Annotated in this window: 15 protein-coding genes and 1 pseudogene; 12 read left to right on the plus strand and 4 right to left on the minus strand. The window is 63.9% G+C overall.

Translation table 11 applies throughout. The features are described 5' to 3' along the window. Positions 1-5: 5 nt before the first annotated feature. The 9 genes from LVJ94_21080 (at position 6) to LVJ94_21120 (ending at position 6,141) form a co-directional block, all read left to right on the plus strand. On the plus strand, positions 6-473 hold the full coding sequence (locus LVJ94_21080) for a hypothetical protein (GenBank protein ID WXB09710.1): 468 nt from the start codon (positions 6-8) through the stop codon (positions 471-473). Positions 474-492: 19 nt separating this feature from the next. Then, positions 493-1,506 carry a hypothetical protein gene (locus LVJ94_21085; GenBank protein WXB09711.1) on the plus strand — a complete coding sequence of 338 codons (1,014 nt, stop codon included), beginning with the start codon at positions 493-495 and terminating at the stop codon, positions 1,504-1,506. Positions 1,507-1,526: 20 nt separating this feature from the next. Further along, positions 1,527-1,841, plus strand: coding sequence for a hypothetical protein (locus LVJ94_21090; GenBank protein ID WXB09712.1), 315 nt, complete (start codon positions 1,527-1,529; stop codon positions 1,839-1,841). A 340-nt stretch (positions 1,842-2,181) separates the two neighbouring features. Next, positions 2,182-2,367: a Flp family type IVb pilin gene (locus tag LVJ94_21095; GenBank protein WXB09713.1), complete on the plus strand. Its 186-nt coding sequence runs from the start codon at positions 2,182-2,184 to the stop codon at positions 2,365-2,367. Positions 2,368-2,479: 112 nt separating this feature from the next. Next, on the plus strand, positions 2,480-2,929 hold the full coding sequence (locus tag LVJ94_21100) for a hypothetical protein (protein ID WXB09714.1): 450 nt from the start codon (positions 2,480-2,482) through the stop codon (positions 2,927-2,929). A 29-nt stretch (positions 2,930-2,958) separates the two neighbouring features. Then, positions 2,959-4,329: a hypothetical protein gene (locus tag LVJ94_21105; GenBank protein ID WXB09715.1), complete on the plus strand. Its 1,371-nt coding sequence runs from the start codon at positions 2,959-2,961 to the stop codon at positions 4,327-4,329. A gap of 8 nt (positions 4,330-4,337) precedes the next feature. Further along, positions 4,338-4,847, plus strand: a complete 510-nt coding sequence (locus LVJ94_21110) for a pilus assembly protein (protein WXB09716.1) — start codon at positions 4,338-4,340, stop codon at positions 4,845-4,847. 17 nt (positions 4,848-4,864) lie between these two features. Beyond that, positions 4,865-5,851, plus strand: coding sequence for a hypothetical protein (locus tag LVJ94_21115; GenBank protein WXB09717.1), 987 nt, complete (start codon positions 4,865-4,867; stop codon positions 5,849-5,851). Then, positions 5,848-6,141 (plus strand): hypothetical protein, encoded by a 294-nt coding sequence (locus tag LVJ94_21120; GenBank protein WXB09718.1) that lies wholly within the window; start codon positions 5,848-5,850, stop codon positions 6,139-6,141. The genes LVJ94_21115 and LVJ94_21120 overlap by 4 nt, the downstream gene beginning before the upstream one ends. A 180-nt stretch (positions 6,142-6,321) precedes the next feature. On the opposite strand, the pseudogene bioB reads toward LVJ94_21120, so the two are convergent. Then, positions 6,322-7,257: pseudogene (gene bioB, locus LVJ94_21125) on the minus strand (biotin synthase BioB). Between the two features lie 125 nt (positions 7,258-7,382). Here bioB and LVJ94_21130 point away from each other — a divergent pair. Further along, positions 7,383-7,715, plus strand: coding sequence for a response regulator (locus LVJ94_21130; GenBank protein ID WXB09719.1), 333 nt, complete (start codon positions 7,383-7,385; stop codon positions 7,713-7,715). Positions 7,716-7,727: 12 nt separating this feature from the next. On the opposite strand, the gene LVJ94_21135 is transcribed toward LVJ94_21130, so the two are convergent. Both LVJ94_21135 and thiC read right to left on the minus strand, forming a co-directional pair. After that, the gene (locus LVJ94_21135) at positions 7,728-8,294 is read right to left on the minus strand and encodes a hypothetical protein (protein ID WXB09720.1); all 567 of its coding nucleotides are present in this window, start codon (positions 8,292-8,294) and stop codon (positions 7,728-7,730) included. Beyond that, the gene (thiC, locus tag LVJ94_21140; GenBank protein ID WXB09721.1) at positions 8,291-9,673 is read right to left on the minus strand and encodes a phosphomethylpyrimidine synthase ThiC; all 1,383 of its coding nucleotides are present in this window, start codon (positions 9,671-9,673) and stop codon (positions 8,291-8,293) included. The genes LVJ94_21135 and thiC overlap by 4 nt, the downstream gene beginning before the upstream one ends. A 102-nt stretch (positions 9,674-9,775) precedes the next feature. Between thiC and LVJ94_21145 the strand changes: the two genes are divergently transcribed. Further along, positions 9,776-10,747 carry a quinone oxidoreductase gene (locus tag LVJ94_21145; GenBank protein ID WXB09722.1) on the plus strand — a complete coding sequence of 324 codons (972 nt, stop codon included), beginning with the start codon at positions 9,776-9,778 and terminating at the stop codon, positions 10,745-10,747. Here the strand turns inward: LVJ94_21145 and LVJ94_21150 are convergent. After that, positions 10,744-13,239, minus strand: a complete 2,496-nt coding sequence (locus LVJ94_21150; GenBank protein ID WXB09723.1) for a hypothetical protein — start codon at positions 13,237-13,239, stop codon at positions 10,744-10,746. The genes LVJ94_21145 and LVJ94_21150 overlap by 4 nt on opposite strands. A 213-nt stretch (positions 13,240-13,452) precedes the next feature. On the opposite strand from LVJ94_21150, the gene LVJ94_21155 reads away from it, so the two are divergent. Beyond that, positions 13,453-14,424 (plus strand): hypothetical protein, encoded by a 972-nt coding sequence (locus LVJ94_21155; protein WXB09724.1) that lies wholly within the window; start codon positions 13,453-13,455, stop codon positions 14,422-14,424. Positions 14,425-14,442: the final 18 nt, after the last annotated feature.

Raw genomic sequence — 14,442 nt, forward strand, 5'->3', positions numbered from 1 at the left:
CCACCATGAGAAAGCGATCCAAGTCTCACACGAACGAACGGGGCGCCGCGCTGGTGGAAGCGCTCATCGTGATGCCCTTCCTGGTGACCTTCTTGGGCATGATGATCTGGTTTCACAACATCTACAAAGTGAAGCAGGACGTCATGCTCCAGGCGCGCGGGCAGATGCTCTCGTATGCCTCGCATTCGTGCGGCGGCTCCCCGCCGCCGTCGGACGGCAGCGCCAATGGCCTCTACGGCGACGCGCAAAAGGCCCGCAGCGCGAGCGGCGGCGTCAACAGCGCACTGAGCCTCGCCTTCAACGTGCAATCGAAGCATGCCGAGGGAAAGGCCTCCGGCAAGTACCGCACGACCGGCGGCTGGAACAAAACGCTGAACCACGACTCGTACTCGATGTGCAACGAGCGCCGTCTCGACGGCGGGTTGCTCGACCTGCTGCCCTTCGGCATCGGTCTGGCCAAAGGCATGCTCTAGGAGCCCAGGAGATAATCGCATGTTCATCGTAACGATGTTGGCTTGGGGCAAGAGCAAATACGGTTCGAAGCTGCGCTCTTTCTGCCGGCTGGGCGGGTACATGGCCGCGTTGATGGGTGTCGCATTCGCCTTTTCCGCGCACAACGCACACGCAGGCGTCGCCGAGACCGCGCTGAACTTCGGCCGGGACATGATGCCGCTCAAGGACTACCTGCAGGAGCCGACCGCGCTCACCTTGAATGGGCAGAACATGGTTCTCGCCACGGGCATCAGCAACAAGAAGGCGCACGACATCCTCGATGCGTACGAAACGTACTGCCGCACGTCGAAGGAGTCGTTCGGCCAGGAGTGGTCGAACTTGATCGACCAGGACCCGAACGTGAAGAAGCAAGTCGCCTCGAAGTTCAGCGGCTCCTTCGACATGGGCGTCTACCGCACCGAGAAGGCGACGGGCGAGGGCGTGGTCCTCTGCTTCATGCACGGCTCCGAGTCGCAAAAGACCCTGCTCGAGGGACTGCAGTCCTTCGAGCGGACGCACGATCTCGGCTCGCTGGGCAAGGTCCGCTACGCGTACGTGACCACCACGAAGGGCGGCAACTCGATGGTCTTCACGGCGTGGACCGACGACCACTTCCGGCTCGACGCCTTCATGGCCGAGGGCAATCAGGACACCGCGGGCTCGGATCCTGCGGGCATCCCGCGTCCGCCGCACGCGCAGCGGCTGCTCGCCGCGGAGCTTCGGAATGCACCGTTCGGCGCGCACATCTACCGCAGCGCCTCCACGCCGGAGCAGGTTCGCGAGCACTACGACCACGAAATGATGAAGGACGGCTACACGCCCCTCGGGTGGGCCAATGACATGTACGACGCCAAGGCGATGAACCGCATGTACCTCAAAGGTGGCGCACAGATCGCGCTTTCGACGAAGCCCGATGGCGACGGATCCATCGTCTCCATCGGCGAAGTCGGCGCGCCCAACGCGACCGCGGAGCTCGAGGGCCCGGCGCTCCAACTGACCGGCGCACGCAAATGAGAGCGGCAACAGGAACAGGCATGAACAAGAACGTTTCCAAGATCCTCACGACGATCGTCGCGGCCCTCTCACTCTCCGTCCTTTTTGCAACCCAGCCTCGAACCGCCCAGGGCGATCAGGCGGGTGCGTCGGGAAGGGCGTACGCCGAGTGCCGTCTGCGCTGCACCTCCCTTTTCAACGAGTACGCCACCGCGTGCGGCACCGGCACCTGCAAGGAGAAGTGCGCGGGCGCGAAGTCGAAAGAGGAAGGGTGCAAGTCGTGCGTGGAGAACTGCCTGGCACCCAAGAAGCAGGAGATCGTCGACTGCCATAAGAAGTGTCCTCCCCCGAAGTAGGCAATCTCCCTACTTCCCCCTTCCCGGCGCCACTTGCGCGCTCGCGGGAGGTACGTCACAAGGAATGCTGGCAGAGCCCGGCTCACGGACGTGAGTCCGGGATGCCGCCTTTTGTGGAGAGAGAAAATGGACCGGGACGAACTATCGGTGGGGTGGATGAACGAGGCACCAGCCATAGGATCCATCGCGATCCGGCTCGCGCAGCGTTCTCCTGCCATCGAAATTCTCGGTAAATCTCATATCTGTGGTGCGGGCTCGACCACAATTTTCGCTGTTATATGAGAAGTTCCGTTGGCACGACCTGTGTAAAGAAATAGCTCAGTACGAAGAGGAGACGGCGATGCGGATCGACAAAGGGCAGCTCTCGAAGTTCCGGAAGAACCGATTGGGGGCAATCGCAGTGGAATACGCACTCCTCGTGACGTTCGTCGCGGTGCCGACGGTCATCGGCCTCACGACGGGCGGCGTGAAAATGCTGAAGGATTACCGCGCGGGCCGCGAGGCCATGCTGAAACCGACGCCGTAGAACGGCGGGCTTTCGAGCCGCCGCAACATCGATGGGACGGGGAGCCGGGATGCTCGTTTGGAGGGCAGGATGAGTTGCGTCAAAAGGTTGGCGAAAGACAAAAAAAGGTGCCGTGGCTGTAGAGTTTTTAATCGGCTTCATGCCGATGGCCACCGCCTTCCTTTGCTTCACGCAGGTCGGGTGGATTTACACCGCGCATCTCGTGTTCAAGCACGCCGCCTTTGCAGCCGCGCGCGCGGCCATCGTCACCGTCGAACCGTGCAACCCCGGCAAGGATCTCGACAAGCGCCGCCCCGATGATCCGAAGAACGCGTTCACCGCGGCCCTCGGGGGCGGCGCATGGCAGCACACGTTTTCCTCGCCCGAGGTGAACCCTCAGTACAACGGCGGCGAGAAGTTCGGCGACGTGAAGACCGAGGTGAAGGCGAAGTACAAGTGCAACGTGCCGATGGGCAAGCGCCTCGTCTGCTCGGGCTTCGGCTTCGTCACCATGAAAGAAACGATCACGCTGCCCCACCAGGGCGCGGCTTACGACAACGCCACCGGATGCGGGGATCAGTGATGGAAATGGTCATGTCGAGGGGGTTTGCCATGTCGTCTCCATCTGGGAAAACGCGGGAGGGGCTCGCGCAGAATCAGCAGGGCGCGGTGATGATCATCGGCCTTTTCATGGCCATTTCGCTCATCGGCTCCCTGTGGTTCATCCTCGGAATCGGCGACGCCATCATCCTGCGCGACAAGGCCGTCGAGGCCTCGGACCACGCGGCCTTCTCGGCGGCGACGGTGCATGCGCGCGGGATGAATTACATCTCCGCGTTGAACCTCATCATGTTCGCGCTGGCCAGCATTTACGTGCTCCTGGCGACGCTGGCCGACATCGTGATTGGCGCGGGCATCCTCTCCGCGGGCTGGGGAACGTGGATTGGCAGCTCCTGCCTCGGCAGCCCGATCCCCCCGCCCCTCGCGGCGATCGGCAAGGTCGCCTGCCAGATGGGTCACGCCATCGCGAAGGTCGCGACGACGTACAACAAGGCGCTCAAGGGCGTATTCAAAGCCATGGGCTTCCTCGAGGACGCGGTCCAAATGGGCTTTCCCGTCGTCGCCGAGGCCAGCGCCGTCACCTTGATTCAGAACTACCAAACGACGAGCGGCAACCTGCAAGGCGCGGTGATTTCGCCCTCGATCGTTCCCATCAAGAGCATCAACAAGAGCGACAAGCCGATTGGCCTGCCCGTGCAGCGCGAGGAGAACAAGTACCTCTGCGAGCGCACGTTCACCAAGGTGAAGGGCGTCATCAAGTCGTACGTGCCGGCGCCGGCCAGCACGGTGGCGGGCTGGGGTCTCGACTTGGTGGGCTACTACTTGAGCATCCGCTCCCCCGACGATCCCGATGCGGCGTTCGGCATCGGTTACGACGGCGCGCCGTGGACGGACAAGGACATCCACATCGTCAATCCCGATTCGGCGGTGAAGAACGGCAGCGACTACTTCCAGATGTGGGGCCTCGTCGTCAACGTGGAGGACAAGGAAGTCGGCCGCGCCGAGCAGCGGGTGAGCATGTCCAAGAACAAGGGGCATAGCGTCGATTCGCAGAAGGCGGACAAGAAGATCTACTTCTCGCAGGCCGAGTACTTCTTCGACTGCACCAAAGCGTGGACCGACAAGGAGTGCTACGACGGCGACGACAAGAACGCGTCGTTCTCGATGAACTGGAGGGCGCGCCTCCGTCTGACCCACCCGCCGTCGTTCGGCAATCAGTTCATCGGCGCGGCGACGGGCATCCTGATGTCGGGCAGCTTGACCGGCTTCGCGGGCGGTCTCGCGGGCGGCACCGGCGCCGGGTCGACGATTTCGAGTGGGCTCGGCAGCGTGGCGAGCAATCCCTTCTTCACGCGAACGGGCGCGGGCAACGCCGCCGCGGACGCTCAGAACTTCTTGAACGGCGACAGGCCGATCCACTGAGGAGAGTCATGAAGACCGTGTCCCATAGAGTATCGACGCGGATTCGCCGGCGACGCAGCCAGCTCGGTGCGGCGCTGGTGGAAGCCGGGATCATCATGCCGGTGATGGTGACGTTCCTCGGGTTCATGTTCTGGTTTCACGACATCTACAAGGTGAAGGAAACCAAGATGTACGAGGCACGCGCCGCGGTGTTGACGTACGCCTCGCGCGCCTGCGACGGCAAAGAGACGCCGAACGACGGCAGTGCGAGCGGCGCCCTGGGCGCGGGCGGCGGGGCGAGCAAAGCGCCGCAGGCACAGAGCAGCGGTGGCACGGGCAGCAAGCTGAATATGGTGTTCGGCGTCGAGAACCGCGAAGCGCACGGTGACGCGCATGGCTGGGGGCGCACGTCGAAGGGCTGGAGCAAGCAGCTGACGCACACGTCGTATTGCATGTGCAACGAGAAGCACGTGCCCGAGGGCCTCGCGGGCATGTTCGAGTTCGGCAAGAACATCTTCACGTCGATGAAGCCGTTTTAAGGTCGGGAGAACGACAGATGATCGCGTTGAGATTTATGGCGTGGCGAAATTCGAAGGGCCTCGGTGCTGCGCGTGGGACGATCCGCGTGGCGGCGTACGTCACGGTGCTGGCTGCCGCGGCCGGGGTTTTCGGTGCGCACAAGGCGCACGCCGGGATCTCGGAGAGCACGCTCCAACTCGGACGCGACATGCTGCCGCTGTCCGAGTACATCAAGGAGCCGACGGCGCTGACGTTGAACGGCGAGCACATGACCTTGGCCACGGGCACGAGCAAGAAGGGCGTGCACGAGGTGCTCGATTCGTACGAGTCGTTCTGCCGCACGAGCAAAGATAGCCTTGGCAAAGAGTGGTCGGATCTCTCGAAGCAGGGGCCGGAGCCGCTCAACGTGAAGTCGCGCCTCGGCGGCTCGTTCGACATGGGCGTGTACCGCGCGGAAAAGACCGACGAAGGCTCGGTGCTTTGCTTCATGCGCGGCCAGAACTCGTCCAAGACGATGATGGAGTCGCTGCAGACGTTCGAGCAGACGAAGGATCTGGGGGCGCTCGGCAAGATGCGCTACGTCTACGTCAAGGACGCCGGTGGCGGGCGCGTGCGCGTCTTCACGGCCTGGACGGACGATCGCTTCCGCATCGATTCGTTTGCGCCCGAGGGCACGGCCGATGCCGCCGGTACGGATCCGGCGGGCATTCCGCGTCCGCCGCAGTCGCAGCGGCTCTTGTCCGCGCAGATTGCCGGCTCGCCCTTCGGTGCACACGTGTACCGCAGCGCGGCGAGTGAAGATCAGGTGCGCGCGTTCTACGATGCGGAGATGAGCAAGGCGGGCTGGACGCCGCTCGGCTGGGGCGAGAACAACGACATCGACCAAGCCAAGCACCGCATTTACATGAAGGGTGGGATCCAGATCGTCCTTGCGAACGGCCGGGACGAAGATGGTACGCTCGTATCGCTGGGCGAATTGGGGGCCCGCCCCGAGGAATTCACGCCACCGTACGAGGAGAAATGAAGTCGAAATCGAGATTTGCCATCACCCTCGCCATCGCTTCCATCCTGTCGACGATGGCCCTCGCGACCACCGCGCCCGACGCGAGCGCGCTCCCGACGCGCGACCAGTGCATCAAGGCTTGCATGGACAAGCAGGAGGGCGCCGTCAAAAAGTGTATGGGCGGCGACTGCCGCAAGGACTGCCCGCCCGAGGACAAAAAGCCGAGCGAGGCCTGTTCCACCTGCATGAAGCCGTGCCTCATGCCGAGAATCAAAGACATGAACGACTGCGTCCAAAAGTGCCCCAGCTGACGCACTCGTAAAGCGAAGAAGGAACCGCCAGGACGCCAGGGTCGCCAGTGTGAAACGACACTGGGGCTCTGGCGTTGGTGTTTTGTTCTCGATTTCCGCGCTGAAAAACAAAAGAAGAAGGAACCTCGCCGTCCACCCCCTGGCGACCCTGGCGTCCTGGCGGTTCCTTCTTCTTTGCCGTTAGACCGCGGGGGCCATGGTGGTGAGGCCGGCGTCTTTGATGAGGGCGAGGTCGGCTTCTTCCTCGGGGTTCGGGGTGGTGAGGAGCTTCTCGCCGTAGAAGATCGAGTTGGCGCCCGCCAGCATGCAGAGGAGCTGCGCTTCGCGCGAGAGCGATTCGCGGCCTGCGGACAGGCGCACGCGCGTGTGGGGCATCAAGATGCGGGCGATGGCGATCATGCGCACCATGTCGAGCGGGTCGACGGGCGGGCGATCGGCCAGCGGAGTGCCCTCGACGGGGACGAGCGCGTTGATCGGGACGCTCTCCGGCTGCGGCTCGAGGTTGGCGAGGGTGCGAAGCATTTCGCAGCGGTCGTCGATGCTTTCGCCCATGCCGATGATGCCGCCCGAGCACACGGTGATGCCGGCTTGCCTGACGTTCTGCAAGGTGCGGATGCGATCGTCGAAGGTGCGCGTCGTGATGATCGAGCGATAGTTCTCGCGGCTCGTGTCCAAGTTGTGATTGTACGCGTCGAGCCCAGCGTCCTTGAGCTTCTTCGCTTGCGACTCCGTGAGCATGCCCAGGGTCACGCAGGCCTCGAGGCCAAGGCCTTTGACCTCGCGCACCATCTCGAGCACGCGATCGAAGGCGGGACCGTCTTTGACTTCGCGCCAGGCCGCGCCCATGCAGAAGCGCGTGGAGCCGAGCTCCTTGGCGCGGCGCGCGCTCGCGCGGACCTGCTCGATGTCGAGCATTTTTTCGGCGCCGACGGGGGTGTCGTAATGGCTCGACTGCGGGCAGTACGAGCAATTCTCCGGGCAACCGCCCGTTTTCACGCTGAGCAACGTGCAGAGCTGCACCTCGTTGTCGGCGTGGTGCGCGCGATGGACGGCACGCGCTTCGTCGAGCAAGTGGAACAGCGGGCGATCGTACAAGGAGCGAACGTGGGCGCGGCTATACGGTGCGGACGACATTGGACGCACCATAGCAGGACGATGCCAGGCGTTCGAGACTTCACGCGCGGGTCCCGTACCGGTAACTTTTGCATGTGGTCCCCGCAGCAGCAGACTCATCTCGGACAGTGCTCCTCGCCGATGATTCGCCGGTGGTGCGCACAGCTTTGCGCAAAGCGTTGGTGGCGGCCGGCTTCGAAGCACTCGAGGTAGGATCTCTCGCGGAAGCGCGCACCGTCGACGCATCGCGGCTCTTCGCCGCTGTGTTGGATCTCGACCTCGGCGATGGAACGGGGCTCGATGTGGCGAAGTCGCTTTCGGCGGCATGCCCGTCGCTGCCCTACGTCTTTTTCAGCAGCGGAGACGATCCGCCGCTCACCGCCGCGGCGCGAAGCCAGGCACACGTCTTCATCAAGCCGCGCGAACTCGATCGCGTGGTGGCCTGGCTCCAGGCGCTGTAGCGCGCGGCGATGCTACTGCGGAGGCGGCGGGCAGCCGTACTCCGCGAGCATGCGCAGGGTGCGGGCGGCGGCCTGCGTGACGGGCTTCGGCCTCTGCGCTTGCGCGGCCAGCGCCAAAAACTTGTCGCAACCTGCGCGGAGCTCCAGCGCGTCCTCCGGATCGACCGCGCGACGCGGGCGCGCGGCCAGGGCGCTCGCCGACTCCAGGGCGAGCGCCGCCTCCTTCTCGTTGGTGCCGGCGCCCACCTCGGCGAGCCACGGCAGCCCGGCCCATCCATCGGCGTACGCAAGCGCCCGCAGGGCGGTCTCACGCCACTCGGCATTCGCCGAGCCGCGTTCCACCAGCCCCAATGCGCCCTCCTTGCGTGCAAGGCGCGCCAGCTCGTCGGCCTCCCCTTCCCTCGCCCGCGCCCACTGCGCATCGAGTTGCTCGGACGAGGCCCCCGGCGGCGCGGGCGCGGATCCATCGGCCGCCGCACTGGAGGAACCCGATGCGGGCGCTCCGGCCGTCGAGGTTTGTCCGCGCCCGCACGCTGTGGCCAACGCGATGGCTGCGAGCAGAATGAACCGCGGCTTCACGCCGTGAACAGTTCCAACGTGCGGCGACCCTGCTTGCGGTCCTCGTCGAGGCGCTTGTTGAACTCCTCGACGGCGCGGTTGATGTGCATCGAGCAGAACTTCGGCCCGCACATCGAGCAGAACTCGGCGCTCTTGAAGTACTCGTCCGGCAAGGTCTCGTCGTGGAGCTTCTGGGCGTGCTCCGGATCGATGGAGAGGCGGAACTGCTCCTTCCAGTCGAAGGCGTAGCGGGCGCGCGAGAGCGCGTCGTCGCGATCGCGTGCACCGGGGCGATGGCGCGCGACGTCGGCGGCGTGGGCGGCAATCTTGTAGGCGATGAGGCCCTGCTTCACGTCGTCCTCGTCCGGCAGGCCGAGGTGCTCTTTCGGGGTGACGTAGCAGAGCATCGCCGCGCCGGCCGTACCGGCCATGGTGGCGCCGATGCAGCTCGTGATGTGGTCGTAGCCCGGCGCAATGTCGGTGACGAGCGGTCCGAGCACGTAGAACGGAGCCTCGTGGCAGAGCTCCATCTCCTTTTTGACGTTCATCTCGATCTGATCGAAGGGCACGTGGCCCGGGCCTTCGATCATGACCTGCACGTCCTTCTCCCAGGCGCGCTGGGTGAGCTCCCCGAGCGTCTTCAACTCGGCGAATTGTGCGGCGTCGCTTGCATCGGCCAAGCATCCGGGGCGCAGCCCGTCGCCGGCGCTGATGGTGACGTCGTACTTGCGGCAGATCTCGAGGACCTTGTCCCAGTGCGTGTAGAAGGGATTCTGCTTGTGATGCTCGAGCATCCACTGCGCCATGATCGAGCCACCGCGCGAGACGATGCCGGTGATGCGGTTGCGCACCAACTCGAGGTACTGCGCCAGCACGCCCGCGTGGATGGTGAAGTAGTCGACCCCCTGCTGCGCCTGGACCTCGAGCATCGAGATCATGTCGTCGGCGGTGAGGCGCTTCACGTCTTTGGAGATCTGGAGCGCTTGATAGATGGGCACCGTGCCAATGGGCACGGGCGAGGCGCCGATGATGGCGCGCCGGATGCCATCGATGTCGCCACCCGTCGATAGGTCCATGACCGTGTCGGCGCCGTGCTTCAGGCAGACGGCGAGCTTGCTCAGCTCTTTGTCGACATGGCTCACCACGGCGCTGGAACCGATGTTCGCATTGACCTTGCAGCCCAACGCGATGCCGATGCCCATCGGCTCGAGGTTCGCATGATTGATGTTCGCCGGGATAATGAGCCGGCCGCGCGCCACTTCGCTCCGCACCAGCTCCGGTTCGACTTTCTCGCGCTGCGCGACGTACGTCATCTCTTCGGTGATGACGCCCTTACGAGCGTAATACATCTGCGTGGGGGTCGCGTCTCCGCGTCGCTTGGCAATCCACTCGGTTCGCATGGTTTCGAGTCTTAGCAGCTCCATGGGTGGTACCCAACAGGGACCTATCTTGTCTGGCGCACGGCAACACCGCATATTCGCGGACCCAAGGAGAGCCCCACCATGCCCCATGCGATCGTCATCCATGAAACCGGCGGCCCTGAAAAACTGCGCTGGGAAGAGGCCAATGTGCCTGCGCCCGGCCCCGGCCAAGTGCGGATTCGGCACACGGCCATCGGACTCAACTTCATCGATGTTTACCACCGCATTGGTCTCTACAAAGTGCCGCTTCCCACGGGCATCGGGCAGGAAGCCGCCGCCGTGGTGGAGGAGGTCGGATCCGGAGTGACGGGTCTCGCTAAGGGCGATCGCGTCGTCTATACCGGTCTCATGGGCGCCTACGCGCAGGAGCGCCTCGCACCAGCCGACCGCCTGGTGAAGCTGCCCGCGGACATCGACGATGCCACGGCGGCCGCGGTGTTCCTCAAGGGGCTCACGGTCGACATGCTGGTCCGGCGCGTCTTTCCGCTTCGTTCCGGCCACACGGTGTTGGTCCATGCGGCCGCCGGCGGCGTGGGCAGCATCCTCGTTCCCTGGGCCAAATCGATTGGCGCCACGGTGATTGCGACGGTGGGTTCGCGCGAAAAGTCCACGCTGCCCAAGGCCCAGGGCGCCGACCACGTCATCGTCACCAGCGAAGAAAATTTCGTTGCGCGCGTGAAGGAGATCACCGGGGGCCGCGGGGTGGACGTGGCCTACGACTCGGTGGGCAAGGACACGGTCCCGGGCTCGCTCGAGTCGCTGGTGTCGCGCGGATGGCTGGTCAGCTTTGGCCAATCGTCCGGCAGCCCCGCCCCCATCGAGCTCGGGTCGCTGGGCGGCGCACGTTCCCTGTTCGTGACGCGCCCCTCGCTGTTCGCGTACATCCCGACCCGCGAGGAGCTCGAGGACGGCGCCACGCACCTCTTCAGCGTGCTGCAGCGAGGTATCGTGAAACTCGCCCCCCCGCGCAAGTTCGCCTTGAAGGACGCCGCCGAAGCCCACCGCGCCTTGGAAGCGCGGCAGACCACGGGCTCCGTCGTGTTCACCCCCTAGTTCGAGGGCTTGTAGCGGTACATCAGAATGCGGCCGAGGTGCATCTCCTCGCGGAAGATGACGTGTTCTTTCGTGTTGGGGAGCTCCACGGCCGAGATGCCCATCAGCGTGTCGACGTACCCCGCAACCTGCGCGACCTCGGGGCCAGCGTAGAGGGAGCCCTTGTAGCTGTTGCTGGGGTTCTCCGTGTCATACGTGCGTACGCGTCCCGGCTCGAGTAGCCCGTTTCCACCATCGGCTACGTAAATGCGATGGCCGGCGACAGCCATCGACGCCGGTACGCAATCATCCCCCCCAGACTTGTTAACGCACGGCTCGGCCGCACCGACTTCGATGTTCCACGCCAGGGTGTTCGCGCCGATCTTGAAGTTATCGTATCGGGCAAGTCGCCATTGACGTTTAACGCTCCCGTTGATGCGATTGCTTCCGAGCACATACAGCGTATGGCCTGCGAATTTAATCTGTTGTACGGTCTCCATACCAATTTGGGTCAAATCGCCTAGCTGCGGTGCATCGGAACACGTTCCAGGACCACTATCTCCATCGCAGTTCTCGAAATAGACAGGGATCTTGCGGCCAACCGGATCGGCGATGAAGCTCTTGACCGGAAAATATTTAAGGGCAACGTTGTTGGAGATCGCCCAGATACCTCCATTCTCATCGATGTCCTGACCGAAGACTATTTCTGGATAGGGCCCGGTGTGGGTCTTGGTCTCGCCGGGCCCCATCGTGCAATCGGCATTCTTGTCTACCCATTGTTGAGGGGCTCCGGGCGTTTCTCCATTGGGCCAAGGATGCCCGCCTCCTGAAAATGCGACCACCGGACGGGCAATGGTGTCGTCGGCATCGAAGCGGTAAATGCCCAACCTGGTCGGTGCGAATCCCCAGTTTCGAACGTAGAGGTACTTCCCCTGCACGGCGCCGGTACTGTCTTTGAGGTACCGGACGGCCAAGGGGAGCGTTTGATACGAATCACCCGACCCCGGATGCGGATTCCGCCCGTCGTGCGGGCATCCCGTTCTGTCCACCGTGACCGAGGACTGGCTGGGTGACCATTCCTGCCCAGCCTCGTTCGAATAGTTGAGTACATATTTGCGATTGGCCGAATAGACCTTCGTCGAGTCCTGAGGATCTACTACGACAGTATCCATGTACGCATGCTTGATGGCTTTGCCCTCCAGCTGTTTCGTGGGTGAGAAGCGTCGTATATCCGTTCGTCCGAATACACTTTGCGTGTATCCGCTGCTCGCAACGTAGATGTTGCCCCCCTTGTCGACGCCCACGCCAGTCAGGTTGTCGAAGCGGTCGTCGGCGTACTGCCCCTTTGCTGCGCGGATTCCGCCGGGCTGTCCGAGCCGGTCGCTCTCCACGTATTGGTGCCCGGGTTCGATGTCGTAGATTCGGATTTGCTGCGCTGCCAGGTCATTGTCGGCAACATAAAGTTTGTTCCCACCAACGGCGATGGCAACGGGGGTTCCCAAATTCGAAATGGTTGCACCGGGAGTCAGAGCGCCTGCAGCGTCGATTTTCCACTCCTGGACGACCCGCTGGCCAGCCGAATCTTCAAGGACGAACAAGCTGTTCGTCGAGGCGCGAAAGGCCAACGCGCCAGGATTGGTCACCGCATTGGTCTTGACCTGGGTCATCCCTTCCCGCTCGAGGACTTGAATTTCGTTCGTCCCCGGGAGGCTCACAAAGACGAAATGAGGCGGCGTCGTGCCTGCGGGGTAGCCGGCGGCCAGTCCGCCTGGCGTGCCGGAAAGGTAGAGTCCGGCCGTAATGCTCGAGCGCACCGGAACACCACCGTCGAATGGTGACATGGCGATCCAGTCGTAAACCTTTACCCGATTGTTCGGATCGAACCGGACCAAAACGCGGCGCAGTTTCGGTCCGCCGTCGGGCAAGTCGCCTTCCTTGAACAGTGCGTCCGCGTAGAGGTACTTGTCATCGCTCGTGACGGCCCTTCCGTCGTTGCCTTGCGCGTAGGCTTCCAACGCCTCCGGCACCGGGCGAATGGCTCCCTTGTCGGTACCGACGCGCGTCTCGTAGTACTTATAGACGCCCAGCGTGCGGGCTGCCTCCACGCCATGCGCGCTGTTCGTATAGATCCTTCCGCTCAAAGAATTCTGCGGATCCAGGGGGATCGAAGGATCAACCCAGATGGTGTCGATACGGGGGTGAATCCAGCGCCGCTTCTGGTACTGAAAACCGTCGTTGTTCGTGCCGGGATAATCGAGGGCCACGTCCGGGTTGCGGTAGCGCGCGTCCTCAGGGAGGAGCCACTCGCCGAGCCAGGAGGTCTTGTGGGTCAATATAGGTTCCCCGGCATCGCCGGCGTCGCTCGCGTCGGCGGTGCTGGGTGACGGCTGAACCGCCAGCGGCGACTCCTCGTCTCGGGCGCACGCACCGAGTTGGCTCGTGATTCCGAGGACCAGCAGCAGAGCCGTGAGCGATGAAAAGGCCTTCCAGTTCTTCCGGACGATGGTTCTCATGGTGAGGAGAACATCGGCTGACCTTCATGGAAGGTTGCTGACGGAAGGCCGCAGATGCTGCGACTCGAAGGCGTCTTTTGGAGCGAGGCCGACCATCACTTCGGCCGGAAATATCCACGTCAGTCGGTGGCCTCGTCGTGAGCCCGGTCCCTGCATTGCAGAAAGGCAGGGGGGCCGAGAGCCATCATGGGAACCAAGATTCGTAGGGTCGCAATGTCCGCCACGTTACCAACATTGGCCGGACTAGCGTTGACGGCGCTCTTCGCCGCAGCATGCGGCTCGGGCGGATCGACACCAGGGACAGGGGCGGACGATCAGGACGATCCGAACATCAACGCCGGCATGGGCGGGGAAGTCGGCGTCTGCACGCCCCTCGCGGTGGTGAAGAACGGCAGCATCGAGCCGGCATGCACCGCGAGCCCGTATGCCGGGCGCGCGCGCGTGGTGCAAGCCACCGTGCTGGACACGATTTCGGCTTCGCTGGTCGACACCGGCGAATTGGCCGGCGAGGGCGGGACGCTCGGGGCCAAAGTGCTCTCCGTCTCCGTGCCCGATCTGCTGTCCGCCGACGTCGCCAATGCGAACATCGAGGGCGAAAACGGCACGACCAAGGCCGACGCCACCGTCACGAAGTTGAATGCCAGCATCCTGGGTATCGGCATCACGGCCGACATCGCCGAGGCCAGCGCCACGGCGAAATGTGCGGGCGCCGGGGTCGAATCGTCGGGCCACGGGGTGGTGAGCAACCTCAAAGTCGCCGGACTCAAGGTCGATGTAACGAACGAGCCCAACCAGGTCTTCGAGGTACGCGGGCTTTTGCGCATCGTCCTGAACGAGCAGATCAAATGGGATGACGGGATGCGCGTGCGCGCGATCCACGTGACCGCGCTGCCTGGGGTGCAAGGCGGGGTCGACGTCGTTCTGTCCTCGGCCGATGCCCGCGTCGATTGCAGCAGTGCGCCGCCGTGCGGAGGCAGCAACGGAGGAAGCGGAGGATCCGGCGGCGGAACCGGTGGTTCCGGTGGCGGATCCGGCGCGGGTGGCGGGGGTGGATCCGGAGAACCAGGCGCCGGCGGCGGCACCGATCCCGGGGGCCGTCCCGACTTCCCGATTGGCGGGGGCAAGACCGGCGAAGCTTGTGACAGCGCCCACGCCTGCGCCGACGGCTACTCCTGCAAACGCTGAGGCGTAGCCGCCGTCGGG

The organism is Sorangiineae bacterium MSr11367 (genome assembly GCA_037157805.1).
Taxonomy (GTDB): domain Bacteria; phylum Myxococcota_A; class Polyangia; order Polyangiales; family Polyangiaceae; genus Pendulispora; species Pendulispora rubella.